Raw genomic sequence first — 19,234 nt, 5'->3', positions numbered from 1 at the left:
TGAGCCGGTGAATACGCCGGGAGATTCCGTAAACGGCAGCGATGTTGTCACCAGTTTCTTGCCGGCCGACCAGACGGATGCTGTTACCACATACTCCGATGCATCCCATTCTCCCCCGGGGTGATTGGGCATCCGCACATCAACTCGACCTTAGCTTGAACCACCACGGCACTGCCGCTGCGCATTGCGGTCGGGGTAATCGCCAGCCCAGGCAGTTCGACCATCCAGCCATTGCCGATATCGATTGCCTGGCCTGGCACCATCCATCGTTGAGACTTTACCTGGAGGAGCGACCCAAGCCGCCCAAGTGGTCCAGCCACCTCGAGATCGACTAGAGTTGGCTCTGCAATGTCGACAATCGTATCAAAGGTTGCCGCGCCGTCGGTTTGCAACAGTGGAGAGCGACCGGTCGCTCGCATGATCCGGTCGGTGTTCCCGGTGCCGCCCTTCGTAATGCCTTGAGCCAGCGTTTTACCGGACTTGGCGTCGCGGAGGGTGATGCGCGCACCGCCAGTATGATCGCCGACAAACTTGCCGTCCTGACTCAATACCCGAACCACCACACGGGTAGGCTCAGCGTACGCGGGAGTAGCGACTGCCATCCCAAAAGCTGATACGAAAAGCCCGATTTTCATCCCCATCTCCTTGCTGACATCAAGGACTAATCCGCTAGCCGCATGTCAAGCCGTTGCTGACGCCGTGGGGCAGCATCACCGTTGTTGGCCCACGGCGCCTTGCTTAGATCGAAATATTCTCGCCGTCGGCGGGGATAAGTAGCCGCTGAGCGAAGCCTTCCTTTTTAGCAAAGGCTGCGAGATCGGCCCGACTAAGGACACAGTGATTGATTGCTTCCATATGCGTCGCGACGAGCTGAGCGGTCGGTGCCGCGCGATGGACGGATAGTACCCCTTGTGGACCCATCAGGATCGGGCCGAGATCAACCCATTGGGCATACCCTGCATTGAGGACGATGACGTCAGGCTTGTAAGTCTGTACCGCCTGCGACACGGCTGCATCCCAAACGGTGTCCCCCACGACGTAAACCGACTTGTGCGATTGGTGACGAAAGACAACGCCGCTAACGGGATCTAGCGTTGGCACTGCACGCAACACAGCATCTCCGCCATGATGCCCGCCTGTCCGGGCAAGTTGAACACCCTTGAAGCGCGTATCCGTCGTCATAATCCGCACATCAGAAAAGCCCTGCCCCCGAATGGTGGCAGCGTCCGTTGCGTTCTGAACGAAGATTGGCATCGCCTTCGGCAGTGCCTTCTGCGCGGCGTCGTCCCAGTGGTCGATATGCGTATGGGTAACTATAACAGCGTCTGCATCGACAAGGTCTGCAACTGCAACTGGCAAAGGAACGAGCGGATTGCGCAGATGGCTCATCGCCGAACCAGGGAAGCCCGGATAAGCCCCTGGATCCGCAAACATGGGATCAACCAGGAACCGCACCCCGGCATAGTTGACGCGAATTGTCGCGTTCCGGATCTGGACTATCGAGTCCCCGGTGCTTGGCGCAGGCAACGGCGCTGCCTTGAGCGAAGGGGCAACGCTGAGGGTAACGGCAGCGGCACCACCGGCTGCCAGAAGCTGGCGGCGAGAGAGGCCGGACAGAGTTTCCGATGTCATAGTAATGCTCCAGCTCAGGCAGGAAGGAAGTCGGCGGTGGAGACTACCTGACCGTAGGCAAAGGCGAGTGCGGCCATGAAGGCAGCGTGGACATGGGCCGCAGGAACCTCGACGCCGTTGATCGACAACGCGCGCGTGGCACAGGCATCATCGATGACGGTCACGGCATAACCGAAGTCGAACGCTGCGCGAGCCGTCGCATCGATGCACATGTGGCTCATCGCGCCGACGATGATCACCTCCTGCACGCTCGCGTCATCGAGCAGCGCCTTCAGCCCCGTGTCGCGAAAGGCGTTGGGGTAGTGCTTGGTGAGCGTTGTTTCACCATCGACGGGCGCTACTGCCGCGATGATTTCGGTGCCGCTCGTACCAATCGCAAAAGGTACCACGTCCAAATTCGGTGTCTCGTGACGAATGTGAACGATCATCTCCTCGCCGTCACGCGCGGCCGTGAGGACACGCTTCGCATTCGCGACGGCTTGATCCAGATTCTCCAGCGGCAGCTTGCCACTGGCTTCATATTCGTTCTGCAGATCGACTACGATCAGGGCTCGTTTGGCCACAACATTGCTCCAGTTGAGTATGGAGCCTGTCTAACAGGATGATCAGGCCTATATGAGTGGCGACAGCGACAAAAACCGGGTTAGAAATGACATGATGGAAATTGCTCTTCTTGCCTATCGTGGAGCCCAGCAAGCAGCGATTTTGGGCATGACGGATCTCCTGATTGCTGCCGATCGCATTGCCGCTTCGTTGCCGGCGCAAGCGCACAGATCCAGGCTAGTGGTCAGTCACTGGGCTGCAGCGAAGGCAACGGGCCGGTTGGAGCGCGTTTATTCCTCGGCGTCATGCAGCACTGATCCATCGATATGCATTTTGCCACCGGCGTTGGATGGCCCGCATGATGACAGGGATCCAGATATAAAGAGCTGGTTGCTCGAACGGCACGCCGAGGGCGCCGTGCTGGCCTCCATCTGCTCAGGTGCATTCGTGCTTGGCGATACCGGCTTGTTCGACAACCGAACCGTCACGACGCACTGGACCTACGAAGATCGCTTTCGAAGCCGCTTCCCTTTGGCGCGGGTCGAAACCGACCGGATCGTCATCGACGATGGTGACATCATCACGGCCGGGGGCGTCATGGCCTGGACCGATCTCTGCTTGACGATCATCGCGCGGTTCATGGGGGATGCCGTGATGATAGAAGTGGCCCGTGGCTTCCTCATTGATCCGCCCGGACGCGAGCAGAGCTATTACAGCGGCTTCAGTCCCCACGTTGGCCACAAGGACGAGGCTATATTGAAGGTGCAAGAATTCCTGGAAAGTAATAAGGGCAAAACCGTCAACGTGGCAGCGCTTGCAGCTCAAGCTAGCCTTGAGGAACGGACGCTTTTACGACGCTTTCAGAAAGCGACCGGCTATACCACGACCGAATACTGGCAACGCCTGCGAGTATCGAACGCCAAGACAAAGCTGCGTGATACAAGGCTTGCTATCGACCAAATCGGCTGGGACGTGGGCTACACCGATCCAAGCGCGTTTCGTAAGGTATTCCATCGCATTGTCGGCTTATCTCCTTCCGATTATCGGCGACGGTTCGCTACGGCGGTCAAGACTGTAGCCTGAAATTGGCTTTCACCGCCCACCTAGGCGATTCCCAAAATACCATCGTTTTTGAGAAAGGCAGATGGCTTCAGCGAAAGCCCGCTAACGCCATCTGCCTTCCCAATAGCGGACAGGCTGCTTTCGAAAAGAATTACCCAGAAAGCAGCCAGCCATCTCAGTACGACTACTAGTCGCAAGAGCAGAATTTCATAGCTTAAGATCGCCATCGCAAATAAGCGCCAATAGTCGGCCGACCCGCCAGCCGACGAATGTACCGGGAGTATCGTCAGCTCCTTCACTTGTTCATAGTTTGGAACGTCTAGCGTTTCATTAAGCCAGCACCGCCTGTACCGCGGCGCGCTCACCGTGCTCGAAAGCATCAGCAAAGCTGTCGAGGTCGGCACCGGTCATGCCAAGCGCACGTCCCTCGTCCTGCCAACCCGCGACGGCCTGCTCAATTTGCGACAGCATTTCCTTCGCGCGCGATTGTGTCAGGCGAAAGTAGGGTAGCACGGACATCAAAGCGTCGATCGTAGCTTCAGGGCCGACCTCTTCCGAGACCCACGTTTTCAACTCGCGTAGCCGCTCCGGGAACGGATTGATGTCGAACGCCGGCGCCAGCCGCCACAGTCCCCTGTCGACGTGCAGGAAGCCGTGGTTCATAAGATGATCGTCGACGTTGGTGATCAGGATCGAAAAGGCGATCCGACGCCATAGCTCCTCGATATCGGCAGTGGGGTTGCTTCCGTTCACACGAAGCGCGTCCACGATCTCGGTGTAAGCGTGTTCCTGTGCGTCTCCAGGCTCCGCGCCAATCATCGTCGCCGCCGAAACGTACATCAACCGCCCGCCCCCGGCGGGCCGATCGAACCGTCGGATCAGCGCGATTGCGTCGCCATCGCTCTCGACCAGCCGGGCTTCGGCGGCGTCGATCCCGGCGCGGCGGGCAAGCCGCATCGCCAGCACCTCCCCTCGCGTGACAGAACGCTCGTCGGCGACGCTCGGAAACTTGCCGATCGAAAGATGCCCCTCGTCATCGATGACGGTGCATTTGGGGCGTAGCCCGCCGAGCGACGTGCCGCGACCGCGCAGATAGGCGAGATCGGCGGCGGTTTCCGTGTTGGTCTCGACCGCGCGACTGGCGGCCAAGAGATGACCCAGCTCGATGAGGGGTGGCGTGGTGCGGCGACCATCCTCGGTCGCGCGCTGCGCGATCCCTTGCTCGTCGACGAGACGCAGCGCGCCGACCCGGCTGACGTCGTCGACCGCCAACAGATAATCGAGGCCATTCAAGGCGCGGGCGTTGACCTCCTCGCCGCGGCGGCGGGCGTCCTGCCGTCGCTTGGCATGGTCTCGCTGAATGACGCGCTTACCCCATCCGTCTGGCTCGGTGTCGGCGATGGCGGCATGGAAGACAGAGCCAGTGCCTGCCTTGCGGTGAAACTGCGGGCCGGCAACGAGCGGCAGCGCGGGCTCGAGGGCGAAGCGGTCGGGGTCGGCCAGCCAGCCGGCATCATATTCGAAGCCCGCGCTCTCGCGGCTTCCCTGCTGATTGTAGTGCAGCAATCCGACGACGCGCGCCTCGTCGCCAATCTGGATGCCGATGGTCCGCCTCATAGCGAAACCGGCGGTTTGGGTCGGCGAACGCGCTGCGGCATGCGCTCCACGTCGAGCACCAGACCTTGCTCGTCGTTTCTGGCGTCGAGGATCTCTCCAAGGCTCTCGCCAAACCCGAGAACGAAGAAGGTCATGGCGTATGTACCCAACGCGACGGTCGGGTCGCCTTTTTCCAGCTTGAGATATGTGCTCTTGGCCACGCCGATGCGTTCGGCCATCATGACCACCGTGAGGCTGCGCTTTTTGCGCGCCAGCGCAATATCGGCGCCTAGCTTCGTCAAGCTCCGCCGCACGCGCGGCGGCAGAGTATCAGCGACAGTCGATCGCATCTAGCGTCTCATATAAGCGCCCATCAGGCCGATACGGTACGTTATACACGACCTTACGTTGCCGGTCGAGATAGCCGGTTCGAGCCGCGTTGCCCGGGTTCGAGAGGGGCGAATGCAAGTGCCTGCTCGGGTGGCATCGATAGAACGGTTAATCCCACGCAGAGCGTCGGCCGTGGCGGCTTGCTCTTCAGGTAACCGGTACCGCTGGGCGTGCTACGTGCTGTCGCAGCGCGGGGGTATGTCGTTGGTCTACCGATCAGACCGAGCAACCTTCACGAGTCGGAATTAAAGCCCTAGACGCCCTGAAGGCTTCACCCCCTGAGGTGCACGCAGCAGCGCTTGCCGTTCTAGGTCAGGTGTCGGCGCCATTGACCGCGCGCCAGCTCGCCAGCGCCTTTCCAGCACAAGGCATCGCGCTGCTCGATGCCAAACGCATGGCACGAGCCCTGCGAAAGCTCGATATCATCGCGGTCGCCCCTCGCTGCCCTTGAAGCTCGAGGATTGTGGGCTTCGGACTGGCACGGACGCGCCCTGTCGGGCTACAATCGAAATTGCGCCAGAACCAGACGCGAGAAGGTAGACGATCATGACAGAAGCGACCTGGGGTGAAAGCGCGAAGACGCCCGAGATCAATTGGCGGATGAGCGCGTCGCTCGAAAATGTCCCGCGCGGCGATAGTGACGTCGCTGAAGTCACCAACCTCGAGCGAGCAGTTCGCGATTGGCGCGGATTGGACCCCGAGCATCAAGCCGCGGCCGTCCTGACGGTAGAGCATCCTGTCCAGATCGAGGGTGCCTCCAGCACGACATTTACCGGTGAGGGTATCGCAGCACTGGCGGAGCACCTGCCGGCTTCCAGCACAACCGAGGAGTAAGCCGGCATGGCCAATCCCAGCGTCCGTTTCGAGATGGGGGACTATTACTGGGTTGCCGAACGCGAGAGCGTCGGTTTCACGGGTACCACCAACTTAGGGGTCGTTGAGTTCCTCATCACCAGCGAGGCTCTGACACAGCTTCTCGATCCTGATCGCGATACTGTCGATTCCGAAACTGCCCTGGAGGTCTTCATCGAGTTCGAAAGCGACATTCACCGCATAGCACAGCGCGAGTTCGTCAAGCGGCTCGGCGGGGAGCCCCGATCCTGCTGACTGCGGCCGACGTAGAAGGCTGAAGCCGTGGCGGAAGGAACCGCCAGCCGGATCGATCCGTCGCATCCAAACGGGCGCCACCCCCAGGCGTTTCAGCCGACGATGCAGGCGGCCACTCCTTCTCACTGATCGAGCACTTCCTCATATCGGCCCGCACGGCGCAGCTGACGGACAATGCCGTTGAACGCAGCGGTCACCCCCTGTGCCCTGCCGATCTCATTCTCCTGGCGCGCCGCATCCCAATAAAGCTCGAGCGGCCATCGCTCCGGGCAGTGCGGCAGCAGGCACCGAAGCGCCAAGCGAACCTCCGCGCCGTCCACGCGTGCGTCCGAGCAGCGGGCGACGCCGCTCCGCAGGATATGGACCGATAGCGCAATGACGACGCGCTGGTGGCGAGCGAGCTTTGCCATCGCTCAACGAAAGTCATGCGATTTGAAACGCACCGCGTCCTCGGGATCCATGCCCTCGGCGTGCGGCGGCCAGTAGCAGTTCCGCGGCTCCGGCTTCCAGCCCGCGTCACCCCGGTCAGGCGATCCGGCATGCTTGGCCCCATCGCCGCGGCCGGTCCGATGAGGGAACGACATCTCGCCAACGCGGTGCAGCAGGTCCCCATGGTCGATGATCCGGTCGCAGATGACGTGGATCACCTCGCCCTCTTTCTGCACCCTGCCCTTCATGCCGATCATCGACGCGGACATGATCGTGCGGCGTTGCCGCTCGAACCGGTCCGGCCACAGGATGCCGTTGGCGATTCCGGTCTCGTCCTCGATCGTGATGAACAACACCCCCTTGGCGGACCCGGGCTTTTGCCGGACCAGGATGATGCCGGCGACCTCGACGTGCCGGCCATCTCGGATATTCGTGAGCTCCCCGCATTTGGTCACGCCACGCCTGGCCAGCTCATCGCGGACGAACGTCAGCGGATGCGCCCGCAGCGACAGCTGAAGCGAGCGGTAATCCTCGATCACCTCGCGCCCGTCCGTCAACGGACGGAGAGCGACGGACGGTTCGATCCCTTCGGCGCTGATCGTCTCACACAAGCGATCCGCAGCCGCGAACAGCGGCAGCGGCGCCTCGGCAAGGCCCCTTACCTTCCACAGGCCCTGCCGCCTGTCGGCGCCGAACGCGTGAAACGCATCGGCATCAGCGAGCTTCTCGATCGCCTCGCGCTGGACGCCGGATCGACGCCACACGTCCTCGATGGAGTCGAACAATGTCGTGCTGCGCGCGCCAACGATCGCGGCACCGTCGGCGTTCGACAGTCCGCGCACCTGGCGAAGCCCGAGCCGAACCGCGAGGAAGCGGCCGCTGGTCGGCTCCAACGTGCAATCCCAGCGGCTCGCGTTGATGCACGGGGGCCGGACCTGAACATTGTGCGCCTGAGCATCGCGGACGATCTGTGCGGGGGCGTAGAACCCCATCGGCTGCGCGTTCATCAGCGAAGCACAAAAGACGTCGGGATGATGATGCTTCATCCAGCTCGACGCGTAGGAAATTTTGGCGAAACTCGCCGCGTGGCTTTCTGGGAAACCGTAGGAGCCGAAGCCCTCGAGCTGACGGAAGGTGCGCTCGGCGAAGTCGCGAGGATACCCCCGCGCAACCATGCCCTCGACGAGCTTTTCCGAGAAATGCGACACGCCGCCGGTGACCTTGAAGGTCGCCATGGCGCGGCGCAGCTGATCCGCCTCGGCCGGCGTGAAGCCGGCGCCCACGATGGCGACCTTCATCGCCTGCTCCTGAAACAGCGGCACGCCGAGCGTCTTTTCCAGCACGGCGCGCAGTTCGGGCCGGGGATATTCGGGCTTCTCCAGCCCCTCACGTCGGCGCAGATACGGGTGCACCATGTCGCCCTGGATTGGGCCTGGCCGCACGATCGCGACCTGAATGACAAGGTCGTAGAAACGCCGCGGCTTCATGCGCGGCAGCATCGACATCTGTGCGCGGCTCTCGATCTGGAAGGTGCCGAGCGTGTCGGCCTTCTGGATCATCGCGTACACGTCCGGATCGTCGTCCTGCAGGTCGGCAAGCCCGATCCGCACGCCCTTGGTCTCCTCCAGCATGTTGAAGGCGCGATTCATGCAGCCGAGCATGCCTAGGCCGAGCACGTCGACCTTCATGAACTTCAGGGAGTTGATATCATCCTTGTCCCACTCGATGATCTGCCGGTCGACCATTGCGGCAGGCTCGATCGGCACAAGGTTGTCGAGCCGGTCGTGGGTGAGCACGAACCCGCCTGGATGCGGCGACATGTGGCGCGGCACGCCAATCAGCTTGCGGGCGAGTTCGAGCGTAAGCCGCAACCGACGATCGCCCGTATCTAGGTTCAGTTCATTGACCTGCTTCTCGCCGACGCCCTCGGCCGACCAACCCCAGACCAGACCAGACCCGCCAACGACGACGTCAGGTCCTCGGGCAACCCCAGCGCCTTGCCGACGTCGCGCACGGCGCCCGCGCGCGGTAGCGCTGCACCACAGCCGTCAGCGCGGCGTGGTTGCGGCCGTAGGTTTCGTAAATCCATTGGATGATTTCTTCGCGCCGCTCATGCTCGAAATCGACATCGATATCGGGCGGCTCACGGCGCTCGCCCGAGACGAACCGCTCGAACAGCAGTTCGTGCTTGATCGGGTCGATCGAGGTGATCGCGAGCACGAAACATACGCACGAGTTCGCAGCAGACCCCCGCCCCTGGCACAGGATTCCGCGGCGCCGTGCTTCACGCACGATCGCGTAGACGGTCAGGAAATAAGGGGCGTATGCAAGCTTTGCGATGACCTTCAGCTCGTGTGTGATCTGATCGGTGTACGCCTGGGGCACCGCCCCATCGAACATCTGGTCGACGGCCTCCAGCGCCAAGCGCTCGAGCGCTTCCTGGGCGCTCAGCCCCTCCAACAGCCGCTCATGCGGGTATTGGTACGCCAGCTCGCCGAGATCGAACGTACAGGCGCGCGCAATATCGACGCTGGCGCGCAGTGCGTCCGGGTAGGCCTTGAACCGTCGAACCATCTCGGCCGGCGACTTGAGCGCGCGGTCGGCGTTCACCTCTCGGCGATAGCCGAGTTCGTCGACCGTGCATTTCTCTCTGACCACAGTGACGACGTCCTGCATCAGCCGCGCCTCGGGCGCGTGATAGAGAATGTCGCCGGTGACGACCGCGCGTACGCCTGCAGCCGCGGCTTGGCGAGCCATTGCATCGATACGGACCGCGTCGTTCGGCCGGCGCCGCTGGTACAGCGCCATATAGCCGCGCTTGCCATACACCGTTTTCAGCTCGGCGAGCGCGACCGCATTATGGTCGCTGGCTTCCTCGGCGAGCAGGATAGCAACCGTTCCTTCGGACCAGGCCACGAGATCGTGCCAGTGCAGCTCGCACTTGCCCTTGCCCGCTCGCTTCTTGCCGACCGTCAGCAGCCGAGTAAGCCTGGACCAGGCGGGCCGATCCGTCGGATAGAGCAGCAGCCGGCGCCCACAGGCGAGATCGACGCGGGCACCGGCGATCATCCGCACGCCGGTCGCCTTCTGCGCCTCCCAGCCTCGCACGATCCCGGCGACGGAACCAATGTCCGATAGCCCCAACGCCTCCAGTCCGAGAAGATTCGCGGCCGCGAACAGCTCGTCGGGGCTCGAGGCGCCGCGGAGCAGTGAGAAATGCGTGAGCACCTGCAGTTCGACATAGTCGGTCATGCGAACACACCGTGCATCCACCAGCTGAGATCGCCGGTTTCGCTCTCGAAGCCATCACCGCGTCGGAACACCCAGTAGCGGCCGCCCTTGTCATCCTCGACCCGGTAGTAATCGCGCACCGCCCAGACTTCGGCGTCGCGGCGCCACCATTCGCCGTGGATGCGCTCGGGACCGTCGCCGGCGACGATCATGTAGGTTGTGCCGCGCCATTCGAACCGCCGGGGCGGTTGGTCGGGCAACAGGGCTATCACGCGCGACAGCGGCTCTGGCCTTGCGAACAACCGAACGGGGCGAACCCATTCTGGCCAGACGGCAGGTGCGTCGACAGGGTCCGAGCGAGATCACTGCGCGCTCGGGCACATGGCTTTCGACGGGCGCGAGACGGTACACCGCGCGCGCCAATCCTGCTGGCGACGACGTCGACCAGGCGGGCAGGATCGCGCACCAATGTCTCGCCTGCGAGTACGGCTCCCAGGTCGATGGCATCGAGCGGTTCGGTGTGGGGTGCAACCAGCGTGAACTGCTCAATGCCGAGCCCGGGATCGATCCCGTCGATGCGAAGCTTCAGAAGGCGTAGGAGATGCGACACTTCCCGCGTTGGGCGGGACGTACCGACAGCGACCACTTGCTCGCCTCCATCGATCCGCAGCCCTACCAGCCGCAAGGCGCGAGCGCCGAGCCCCTCGCCTGCAGCACCTCGGCGAGATCGGCGAGCAGGTCTCCCATGACGCGCTCGATCGCCTCCGCGGTGCAGATGGGCTCCAGCAGGCGCCGCTCAACGATCGGCACCTCTGCATCCTGGCGCGGCGTGATCGGCTCGGCGACGCCGCCCAGCGCCTGATCGAGCCGCGTGATTGCGGCTAGACCGAGACGGCGCGCGAGCGGCCCCCGGGCGACGGGCAGGAGATCTGTGACCGTCTCGAACCCGAATTTGCGGCCGGCGGTCAGCGCTACGCTGTTCAAACGAAGCGCTGCGATCGGCAAAGGTCCGAGCGCTTCAACGGTACGCCCCGACGGCACGATGGTGAGAGCGGCGCGCCCAAAGCGAGCAACCGCATGCGCGGCGCCTGGTGTGTCCGCAACCGCAACACGGGCCGTGCGCTGGCAGAAAGCGCGCAGCCGCTGGCAGAAGCGCTCCGCGCCGCCATGAAGATGATCGCAGCCGGTCAGATCGAGCCACAGCCCGTCGGGTGGTGTCGCCGCGGCGATTGGTGTCCAACGACGCACGGCGCGCAAAGCCAGATGGTCGAGTAACGCCGCATCTGCTTCCGGCTCAGCCGGTCGGAAATCAAGGTCCGACACCAAGGCGCGGGCATGCGTTGCAGCCATGCCAACGACGATCCCGAGGCTTGCAGCCGAAGCGCAGGCTGCCACGACCTCTTCCCGCCGACCGACCTTACCGATCAACGCGAGCGGGATTGTATGGAAGGCCGCAACCGTTGCTTCTACCGAACTGGCTAGATCTGCTAGCGCAGCGCCGCGGTACGGGTGGACCGCCGCTTCCGAGCGCCGGCCGAGTTCGCGCATCGGCGGTTTCGCATGTGCCGGGAGCGCTGCGATCTGACTTTCGACGTCGGTGCTCTCCGGCGCGTCGGTACGGGCCCAGCGCGCACCGGGTCGCCAACCGCCACCACGCGGAACGGAACAGGCGCCGGGATTGTCGTCGACAGGAGGCTGGAGCGCGACGGACCTAGGCCGCGGCATAGCGTGCCGGTCCAGCCGTCTCAGCCGTTCGATGGCCAAGTGCGGCAGGAACAGCGAGACAACCCGTCTCATCGCACCCCTCCACGATCATAGAAAACGATGTGCCACTGCGCTGGCGGGCAAGCTCGACCGACCAACGCGGCCGCCCTACCCCGGCGACGCTCAGGCGTTCAGACGGAGCGCTGGCAATCCGCCAGCGGGTCCACGCGGCCGACGGCTCGCCAAGTGGATCCTGCTCGCGCCCGCGTCGTCGTCGAAGGAGGAGCACGGGGATGTCTGCGTCGGCCGCAACCAGCTGAAGCCGGCGCGTCGCCACCATCGAGACCTGCCGTGCTTCCGCGATAACCGCAGACGGTGTGCCATCGCGCACCGCGTCTTCGATGACGGCCAGCAGCGCTGCGTCATCGAGCGGCTGCGCATAGATCACGTTCGCGGAAAGCAGGCCCGCCTGCTCGAGGCCGGGGGCGTAAAGATCGTTACGGCAACTTGCCCACAATACCGGCCCGCCGGTCCGGGCCGACTCGCGTGCTGCAATGCCTGCGAGGAATAGCGTGGTGGCTGCGTCGTCGACCAGTGAGCAGCTGTGCGCTGCGGCCTCGTGGAGTGCACCCGTGCGCAGGCCCCCGCCACTCAGGCGGCTATCGATACCCTGGATTTCGAACGGCAGCACCCGGTAGTCGGCGACGGGAACCGCGATCGTTCGCAGCTGCGCGAGACTGTGCTGGAGGTTAGTGGACGCGGCAAACATGATAGCTCAAACTCGATTCGTTCTCTATATGTTCCGCTTATTGTGGCGCTCCGTCAAGGCGATTCCGGCGAGCAGTTCGACCAAATCGGGATTCGACGGGCGACTGCGGGACGGAACGGCTGCGCAACATAGGGCAAACAAAGCAGGAAGATTTCTCTTTCGTTCTGCCATCGGCTGACTCATAGAATCGAGATGCCGATCCGCCCCGAAAATCGCTGGCTTTACCCGATCGATTGGCGGCAGCTTTCCGACGTGATCCGGTTCGACCGAGCCGGCGCGCGCTGCGAGAATTGCTCGAGACCGCACATGCGACGGGTCGCCCATCTCGGCGACGGTCGTTGGTGGGACGCAGAGGCCGCATGCTGGCGATCAGCGCGTGGCAAGCGGATAACGTTGAAGGGCGACTTGATCCTCAAGTCGGTGCGAACGACCTATGTCGTGCTCGCCTGCGCGCATCTCGATCACGATCCGGGCAACAGCATGCCCGGCAATCTCGCGGCGCTCTGTCAGCGCTGCCATATGATCCACGATGCGGCCGAGCATCGATGGCAGCGCTGGTGGAACGTCTTCCGGCAGCGCGCGATCCGCGACCTGTATGAGGATCCGCGCGTCACCCGGGAGCGGTGTGCACGGTAGGTGGCCACGCCAAGGCTTCGCATCTGCCGAGGCGCCCGTTGGGCGGACGCTCCTGTCAGCACGCAGTCCGATACCCTCGACGACGTGGTGATATGCCAACGTTCGAACAGTCGAGCGGAAGCCGCGATGCCGGCCGCATTGCGCAGCGTCGTTGAAACGTTGCTCGTCATGGCTAAGGTCGTGTGAGTTTCACAAGGGAAGTACATGAGCATGAATATGGGTGAACTGGTCAAGGCCGTCGCTGGTACGACGAGCACGAGCGAGGCAGAAGCCAAGGCCGCGATTGCCGCTGTGTTCGAGCATATCGCAGGCGCGGCCGCGAAGGGCGAAGAGGTCTCGATCGCCGGCTTCGGCAAGTTCTCGGTCAAGGATCGTCCCGAGCGCCAGGGCCGCAATCCTTCGACCGGCGAGGCGATGACGATCGCTGCATCGAAGAAGGTTTCGTTCACGCCCGCCAAGGGTCTGAAGGACAGGTTCTAAGACCAGAGTGCCGGCGGGCGGAGCTTGCCGGCACCGCGATAGGGTGCTCGGATGTGCAATCGATACAGGCTGACGGCGACGCAGGCGGAGATCGCCGCGACGTTCGGCATCCGGCCGCCTTACGAGCCGGACGAGACTTACCCCGCTCCCGACATCTTTCCGACGGGCAAGAAGACGCCGTTCTACGGCCAAGTGGTCATCCAGGACGGCGCCGACCGGAAGATCGAGCGGATGGAGTGGGGTGTACCGACCCAGGTCCCGAGCAAGCGCGATCCAGCGGTCAAGCTGACCAAGTACGTGACCAACGTGCGCAATCTTAGCTCGAGCTTCTGGCGGTCGATGCTGACAACGCCGGCGCGCCGTTGCCTGGTGCCGGTGACGGCGTTCTCCGAGTTCGGGATCGCGCCTGGCGAGGACGGAAAGAAGCCGCTGCACTGGTTCGACGTGCCTAGCCGCCCGATTTTTGCCTTTGCCGGAATTTGGCGACCGACCGAGCGCGGGAATGCCTATGGGTTCTTGACCACCGAGCCGAATGCGATCGTCGCGCCGATCCATCCAAAGGCGATGCCGGTGGTTTTGCACGATGACGACTATGATCGCTGGCTATCGGCACCATGGGACGATCTGAAGGGGCTCGTCGCCCCCTACCCTTCCCAGTTGATGCGGCTCGGCTGACGCGCCCAAAATCCGCTTAATTCAACTGCCGCAGTTGCGATTTCATGCGCTGCGCTGGTGCGCGCGCCAGGCGTCGTTCCAGTCGTTATGATCCTCGGGCACGCGGCTGATGAGCTCGCGCCCGTTCGCCGTCAGGTGATCGCGCGCTTTTTCGAGCAGGCGTTCGGCCGCGCGGCCTTGATCGCCATAGACGATCACACGCCGCACCTTGTCCGGGATCGCGACGAAGGCGAGCCGTTCGACACCGCCCAGCGCCCATGTCGGCGTTCCGAACCACTGCGTTGCTGACAGAGCGTCCTCGATTCCTTCGGCAAGGCCGAGCTCGTCGGTCGCAGGTGCAAGACGGATCGCTGCTGTGCTGAGCAGTCCGAGCGCAACCTTCGGCTTTGGGATAGGCTTGCGCAGCACATCGACAGGATCGAGGAAGGTCCGCTGGACGGCAACCAGTCCGAGGTCGTTTTCGACTGCGGCGATCATCGCGGGCATGACGCGTCTGTCGGCACCGGAGCCGAATATGGTCGCCGGGTTGAAGCGTAGAGCCTTGGGATAGGGCGCGGAGAGGCCACGGGCGACGAGGTAGTCTTCAGCGAGCGTGCCCGCGATCGGCGCGCTGGCGTTCCAGAGACGCAGGGCGAGCGCGCCCATGTCGCGCTTTGGTTTTCCCTCCGGCATTGCCACTGCAGAACGGTCATGGAGCTTCCGGCGCTGAAGCGCCTTGAGCACCTCGAGCGCTGTACAGCCAGCAAAGCAGTGGAACAGGATGGCCGAATCGCCGAGCCGGACGGACAGGCTCGGTGAGCCATCGTCATGGGCCGGGCAGCGGCATTCGCCGCGGGTGCCACGCCATACCCCGCCGAGTTGTTCGACAATGTTCCTAGCTCGAATTTCGGCATCGAGCGGTAGTCTCGCCATCGGCCACGTCCTGTGAAGCTGATAGGTTTCGGTCACTTTGGCCTCCGGAAAATATCACCGAAGGCCGAGGCGGCATCCTCCACTCTGGATGGTCGGCAGGAGACCATTGGCCACGCGCTGCGCGACGGTCTCCTTCGTCCAGGTGTCGACAAAGCGAGGATCGTCACCCGACCGGGTCGAGACCGCCAAGCGGGCTCGGCCACACCGCAGCGTAAGGTAGAGCCGTGCGGCCAAGCCGCTCCCGCCTCTCATCAGCTATGCTCGGCTTCGGCCTTGCTCAGGATCGAGAAGGTGTCGGCAATCAGTTCGGTGCGGTAGGAAACTTCATTGCCGTCCCCGTGGTTGCTCTCGCGGACCCGGCCGGTGACATGCACCAGATCACCCTTCCCGGCCGCCTCGACCTGGGGGCCGACATTGGAAAAGCACACGACGCTGTTCCATAGCGTGTCGGTCTTCCAGTCGTCGCCATCGCGCCGGTTATAATTGGCGGCGACGCTCACATAGGTGACCTTCTCACGCGCCGTGATCTTGCCGACGCGACCAATGATCCGGAACTCGGCAATATTCTGTGGCATGATATCCTCCTTGGTTGATGTTGTAATCGGATCCGGCGGGACAGTGCGAGCCTAGTCGCGCTCCTCTTGGCGGTGCGCAAAGTGGTAGCGCGCCACGTTCTCGGGCGTCGCGTATGTGTCGTAGGCCTGCGTCCAGTCGCGCCGGATGGCCTGCTGCGCCGTCCGAAGTGGTACGCGGCGCGCGCAAACCAGCCGCCACAAGACATAGGCCAAGGCATTCTTGTCGGCCGCGTTCGCCTGACCGCGCCGGGGCTGGAGCCACAGATCACGTAGGTCGAGCGGCGCGCCGCCAAGCGAGATCGGGATCAGATGGTCGAGTTCGTAATCGGCAAAGGACCCGCCTGGATGCTGCGCGTCCATCAATCGCCGTTTGACGGGCGCGGTAACCGCGAAGGCGGGGCGGACCGATCGTGCATAGCCGGGTCGGCAGATCGTCGTGCCGATGTTCGCCTGAGTGATAGAGGGATCGACGGCCCCTGGCGTATCGCGGGGCGGCAGGATGCCGGTTCGGTCCACCCGCAAGAAGGGATTGCGGAGCGCCGTCGATAGGCCGGCAACGGCATCGCAGAAGTCATGCGTCGCAGCGACGCTGCAGGACGAAACCTCACCGCGCCTCCCAGCCCGCTTGTCGTCGAACGGCCGATACCAGAAGCCGATGGCGATCAAGAGCGCCAACCCGCCCGATATAGCTTGCAGCTTCAAGAGCGCATGCCCCGTATATCCACGTCGTCCCCAGTCACCTCGAAACCACTCGACAACTGAATCAGCTGGATGCTGGCCTGGCTGACAATTGCCTAAATCCGTTTGAAACATATCTCCTATGGTCATGGTGCAATACCGTGCCTCTAGTCGCAATAGATTACGCCGTATCACTCCATAATCGCGATTGGATCGCTCCAGATGTGTTGTTGTTTGCCTTATGCTTCAGGTTTAGCCTTTTGATGTCGATGTCCTGTAGTCGCCGACATCTGCTTGGGTTCAATTCAGCAATGGTGCATTGGTGTGCTTTTGGCGAGTATCGTAGCGAAGGCAATTCAACTCTGTGCCGCCGGGCTAGCCGGGGCCGGAACGCCATCTCCCGAGTCGCTCGCAATCTTTGTTCGTTCGGGTGCGGTCCTCGCTAGGCAGCCGGGCAACGCAGCTGACGCAGAGGCGACGGTGCGTGATCTGATCGCGTTGGGCGCGGACTTCGAGGCGGGGCCGCTGGCGATCCGCGGCCGTGATTTTGCGACTTACGGTATCACGCCGGCAACGGTTTTTGATGCCTGCGCGCTCTCGCATATCGACGACGACTGGTCTTCTATCGGCTCCGTGGGCGCGCCCTCGGTGTCGAACGTCGCAGCCCTCGTTCGTCGCGCCTTTGGCTCGCGGATCACCGATACGATCCGCCCAATGAACGCCAGCTACGGCGCGCGGTATAGCTGGCACAAGTTCGGCCAGGCGATCGATTTCGTTCCCGCAGGCGGCGTCCAAGCGATCGACCGCGAGCAGATCCGAGCCCTCATGGCACAGAGCGGTATCCGGATCATCGAACTGCTCGGGCCGGGGGATCGCGGTCACGCGAACCACTGGCATGTCGCGTTCGCACGACCCGGGCAGGTCATCGACCGGACCCGACCGATCGAAGGCGACGAGGACTGGATCATCACCGTCGCACCAGGCGACGCGCCGTCCCCGGCGACGCCCGCCGGAGTTGAGGCGGCCCCCGCACCGACCGCGCCGGCCTCGGCCCTCGCCCTTGCCGCCAATGCACCGGCGCAGTGGGACGTGTTCGCAACCGAAGAGTGGCGCACAGTTCATGGAGGTGGCTCATGATCCAATACCTGACGACCAAGCTGGCCGGCACTACTGGCGCCATCGCGCTTTGCGTGGTCGGCGCCGTGGCGGTCGCGGCCCCACAACCCGCCTACGCGTCGGACTGGGGGTGTCAGGTGGTCCTCTGCCTCGCGACACCCGGTTCGCCGACGAAATATGTCGAGTGCGTCCCGCCGATCACGAAACTTTGGAACGCCCTCGCTATCGGCGGCTCGTTCCCGACCTGCACCGGGGTTGGCGTCAAAATGAAACAGGCCAAGCACGGCTACGACCTGACCGTGACGCAGGCCGATGGCGGAACGTCGCGGTACGCGCTCGACACCCGCTACCAGACGGTGACGCAGCAATGATCCACGCGATCGCCGCTATCACCATGCTTGCGCAGCAATGCGCGCCTGAGATCGCGACCGAGGCGGTTGTTCCCCTCGTCGTGACCGAAAGCGGCGGCGACGATCTGGCGATCAATATCAACAAGGGGCCGCGTGTCCGCGCCGCGTCGCTCGCCAACGGTGCCGCGCTGGTGCGCCGGTACATGGCGGCCGGCTATACGGTCGACGTTGGTCTGGCTCAGGTGAACTCCGCCAATTTTGCGCGACTGGGTGTCACCGTCGAGCAGGCCTTCGACCCTTGTACGAACCTGCGGCTCGCATCCTCGATGCTGCGGGCAGGATATGGCCTCGCGATCCAGCATTATACGGGGCTGGACGCGATCTCGGCGACCTATTCGCTCTACAACACCGGCACGCTGACGCGCGGTTTCCGCAATGGTTATGTCGGTCGCGTTTGGTCGGCCGCGAGCGGTATGGGGACGATCCAGACACCCCCGCCCATCCCGGGCTCGGCGTCGGCGTCGGCGCCGAGCGCCACGCCCGCCTCGGCAAAGCAAGCGATCGCCGAAGCTAGCTGGGTGGTGGGGCAGATCGATTCCAGCGCGGTTCAGGTCTTCAAATGAGCGCGGATAACAGCGTTGCGCGGGGCGGCCTCGACGCGCAGACGCAAGCCGGACAGGCTGCGTTCCAGATCCCGCCTGAGCTGGCGACACGTTATCAGGTCCGGATCATCGAGCCGTCCGACGGCAGCGAGCGCCGCGTCGGCATGTTCCTGCCGACGGATCATGAGAATCCGTCGATCGAGATTGCCGGCGATCGCATCATTGCTCGAAACGAGGATCCCGAGACCGTCTCGGCCCTGGTCACGATCGCCAAGCACAATGGCTGGGCAGGAATCGACGTCGAAGGTTCGCCCGAGTTTCGTCAGGCCGTGTGGACGGCAGCGTCGCGCGAAGGCCTGACCGTGCGCGGCTATGAGCCGAGCTTCGACGAACAGGCGCGAATGGAAGAACTGCGTCGCGCCGAACCATATGGCACGGTGGCGGTCTTCGAAGACCTCTACGGAAACCGATGGGATTTGATTGAACCTAGCGTGGGCAAGGGATGACCTGCGATCCGCCATTCTATGCGGTAAGAGCATTGGCTGGGATCGAACGCAGCGGTCCCTAATCTTGGCAGCCGAGGCCTGTCTGGGTGTTGCGCGGACGGAGGCTGACGGCCGGCGCTCGCTTCAGCTCGGCCGAACGGGATACTTGAAAGCAGATGGACGGCGCCAGATCAGGCTGCCCCCTCCCCTGCAGGCCGACCATAGATTGCGCCGTGTTGGCGGCTGGCGATCGCCCGTACGC

Annotated in this window: 20 protein-coding genes and 2 pseudogenes; 10 read left to right on the top strand and 12 right to left on the bottom strand. The window is 63.3% G+C overall.

What is annotated here, in order from left to right; translation table 11 throughout:
- Window positions 1-83 precede the first annotated feature (83 nt).
- The 3 genes from QP181_RS19440 to QP181_RS19430 all read right to left on the bottom strand — a co-directional run bounded on the left by QP181_RS19440 (window position 84) and on the right by QP181_RS19430 (window position 2,195).
- Window positions 84-635, bottom strand: a complete 552-nt coding sequence (locus tag QP181_RS19440; protein WP_333929732.1) for a hypothetical protein — start codon at window positions 633-635, stop codon at window positions 84-86.
- A 103-nt stretch (window positions 636-738) separates the two neighbouring features.
- Window positions 739-1,632, bottom strand: coding sequence for an MBL fold metallo-hydrolase (locus tag QP181_RS19435; protein WP_333929731.1), 894 nt, complete (start codon window positions 1,630-1,632; stop codon window positions 739-741).
- Window positions 1,633-1,646: 14 nt separating this feature from the next.
- Window positions 1,647-2,195, bottom strand: a complete 549-nt coding sequence (locus QP181_RS19430) for a cysteine hydrolase family protein (protein ID WP_107959515.1) — start codon at window positions 2,193-2,195, stop codon at window positions 1,647-1,649.
- A gap of 52 nt (window positions 2,196-2,247) precedes the next feature.
- Here QP181_RS19430 and QP181_RS19425 point away from each other — a divergent pair, with 52 nt between their 5' ends.
- Window positions 2,248-3,258, top strand: a complete 1,011-nt coding sequence (locus QP181_RS19425; RefSeq protein ID WP_333929730.1) for a GlxA family transcriptional regulator — start codon at window positions 2,248-2,250, stop codon at window positions 3,256-3,258.
- A gap of 309 nt (window positions 3,259-3,567) precedes the next feature.
- Here the strand turns inward: QP181_RS19425 and QP181_RS19420 are convergent, their stop codons facing one another.
- Together QP181_RS19420 and QP181_RS19415 are read right to left on the bottom strand one after the other, a co-directional pair.
- Window positions 3,568-4,854 carry a type II toxin-antitoxin system HipA family toxin gene (locus QP181_RS19420; protein ID WP_107959514.1) on the bottom strand — a complete coding sequence of 429 codons (1,287 nt, stop codon included), beginning with the start codon at window positions 4,852-4,854 and terminating at the stop codon, window positions 3,568-3,570.
- Complete coding sequence (locus QP181_RS19415; protein WP_333929729.1) at window positions 4,851-5,135, bottom strand: helix-turn-helix domain-containing protein; 285 nt, start codon at window positions 5,133-5,135, stop codon at window positions 4,851-4,853. The genes QP181_RS19420 and QP181_RS19415 overlap by 4 nt, the downstream gene beginning before the upstream one ends.
- 634 nt (window positions 5,136-5,769) lie before the next feature.
- On the opposite strand from QP181_RS19415, the gene QP181_RS19410 reads away from it, so the two are divergent.
- The gene (locus QP181_RS19410) at window positions 5,770-6,057 is read left to right on the top strand and encodes a hypothetical protein (protein WP_107959512.1); all 288 of its coding nucleotides are present in this window, start codon (window positions 5,770-5,772) and stop codon (window positions 6,055-6,057) included.
- 6 nt (window positions 6,058-6,063) lie between these two features.
- A complete protein-coding gene (locus tag QP181_RS19405) occupies window positions 6,064-6,330 on the top strand; it encodes a DUF1488 family protein (RefSeq protein WP_333929728.1) in 267 nt (88 codons plus the stop codon).
- A 122-nt stretch (window positions 6,331-6,452) separates the two neighbouring features.
- Here the strand turns inward: QP181_RS19405 and QP181_RS19400 are convergent, their stop codons facing one another.
- The 4 genes and pseudogenes from QP181_RS19400 to QP181_RS19375 all read right to left on the bottom strand — a co-directional run bounded on the left by QP181_RS19400 (window position 6,453) and on the right by QP181_RS19375 (window position 12,463).
- A complete protein-coding gene (locus QP181_RS19400) occupies window positions 6,453-6,740 on the bottom strand; it encodes a hypothetical protein (protein ID WP_209570594.1) in 288 nt (95 codons plus the stop codon).
- A gap of 3 nt (window positions 6,741-6,743) precedes the next feature.
- Window positions 6,744-10,011, bottom strand: a pseudogene (locus QP181_RS19395) (error-prone DNA polymerase).
- Window positions 10,008-11,538 (bottom strand): annotated as a pseudogene (locus QP181_RS20180) (Y-family DNA polymerase). Before QP181_RS20180 ends, QP181_RS19395 begins: the two co-directional pseudogenes overlap by 4 nt.
- Before the next feature lie 163 nt (window positions 11,539-11,701).
- Window positions 11,702-12,463 (bottom strand): ImuA family protein, encoded by a 762-nt coding sequence (locus tag QP181_RS19375; protein ID WP_333929724.1) that lies wholly within the window; start codon window positions 12,461-12,463, stop codon window positions 11,702-11,704.
- Between the two features lie 306 nt (window positions 12,464-12,769).
- Between QP181_RS19375 and QP181_RS19370 the strand changes: the two genes are divergently transcribed.
- The 3 genes from QP181_RS19370 to QP181_RS19360 all read left to right on the top strand — a co-directional run bounded on the left by QP181_RS19370 (window position 12,770) and on the right by QP181_RS19360 (window position 14,254).
- The gene (locus QP181_RS19370; protein WP_333929723.1) at window positions 12,770-13,099 is read left to right on the top strand and encodes a hypothetical protein; all 330 of its coding nucleotides are present in this window, start codon (window positions 12,770-12,772) and stop codon (window positions 13,097-13,099) included.
- Window positions 13,100-13,309: 210 nt separating this feature from the next.
- On the top strand, window positions 13,310-13,579 hold the full coding sequence (locus QP181_RS19365; protein ID WP_333929794.1) for an HU family DNA-binding protein: 270 nt from the start codon (window positions 13,310-13,312) through the stop codon (window positions 13,577-13,579).
- Between the two features lie 51 nt (window positions 13,580-13,630).
- The gene (locus QP181_RS19360) at window positions 13,631-14,254 is read left to right on the top strand and encodes an SOS response-associated peptidase (protein WP_333929722.1); all 624 of its coding nucleotides are present in this window, start codon (window positions 13,631-13,633) and stop codon (window positions 14,252-14,254) included.
- 42 nt (window positions 14,255-14,296) lie between these two features.
- Here the strand turns inward: QP181_RS19360 and QP181_RS19355 are convergent, their stop codons facing one another.
- The 3 genes from QP181_RS19355 to QP181_RS19345 all read right to left on the bottom strand — a co-directional run bounded on the left by QP181_RS19355 (window position 14,297) and on the right by QP181_RS19345 (window position 16,416).
- A complete protein-coding gene (locus QP181_RS19355) occupies window positions 14,297-15,166 on the bottom strand; it encodes a DUF7146 domain-containing protein (RefSeq protein WP_333929793.1) in 870 nt (289 codons plus the stop codon).
- A gap of 251 nt (window positions 15,167-15,417) precedes the next feature.
- Window positions 15,418-15,741 (bottom strand): single-stranded DNA-binding protein, encoded by a 324-nt coding sequence (locus QP181_RS19350; protein WP_333929721.1) that lies wholly within the window; start codon window positions 15,739-15,741, stop codon window positions 15,418-15,420.
- A gap of 51 nt (window positions 15,742-15,792) precedes the next feature.
- Window positions 15,793-16,416, bottom strand: a complete 624-nt coding sequence (locus tag QP181_RS19345; RefSeq protein ID WP_333929720.1) for a hypothetical protein — start codon at window positions 16,414-16,416, stop codon at window positions 15,793-15,795.
- A 483-nt stretch (window positions 16,417-16,899) separates the two neighbouring features.
- Here QP181_RS19345 and QP181_RS19340 point away from each other — a divergent pair, with 483 nt between their 5' ends.
- From QP181_RS19340 to QP181_RS19325, 4 genes are read left to right on the top strand one after another with little or no spacing between them, the layout of a single operon-like run.
- Window positions 16,900-17,556: a muramidase gene (locus QP181_RS19340; protein WP_333929719.1), complete on the top strand. Its 657-nt coding sequence runs from the start codon at window positions 16,900-16,902 to the stop codon at window positions 17,554-17,556.
- Window positions 17,553-17,906, top strand: coding sequence for a hypothetical protein (locus QP181_RS19335; protein WP_333929718.1), 354 nt, complete (start codon window positions 17,553-17,555; stop codon window positions 17,904-17,906). The genes QP181_RS19340 and QP181_RS19335 overlap by 4 nt, the downstream gene beginning before the upstream one ends.
- Window positions 17,903-18,508, top strand: coding sequence for a lytic transglycosylase domain-containing protein (locus QP181_RS19330; RefSeq protein WP_333929717.1), 606 nt, complete (start codon window positions 17,903-17,905; stop codon window positions 18,506-18,508). The genes QP181_RS19335 and QP181_RS19330 overlap by 4 nt, the downstream gene beginning before the upstream one ends.
- Entirely contained in the window at window positions 18,505-18,993 is a 489-nt protein-coding gene (locus QP181_RS19325) for an LPD7 domain-containing protein (protein ID WP_333929716.1), read from the top strand. Before QP181_RS19330 ends, QP181_RS19325 begins: the two co-directional genes overlap by 4 nt.
- The last annotated feature ends 241 nt before the right edge of the window (window positions 18,994-19,234 follow it).

This window comes from Sphingomonas sp. LR55, from assembly GCF_036856015.1.
GTDB lineage: Bacteria > Pseudomonadota > Alphaproteobacteria > Sphingomonadales > Sphingomonadaceae > Sphingomonas.
The sequence above is the reverse complement of the archived record's forward strand: the minus strand, read 5'-3'. Positions and strand labels throughout refer to the sequence as shown.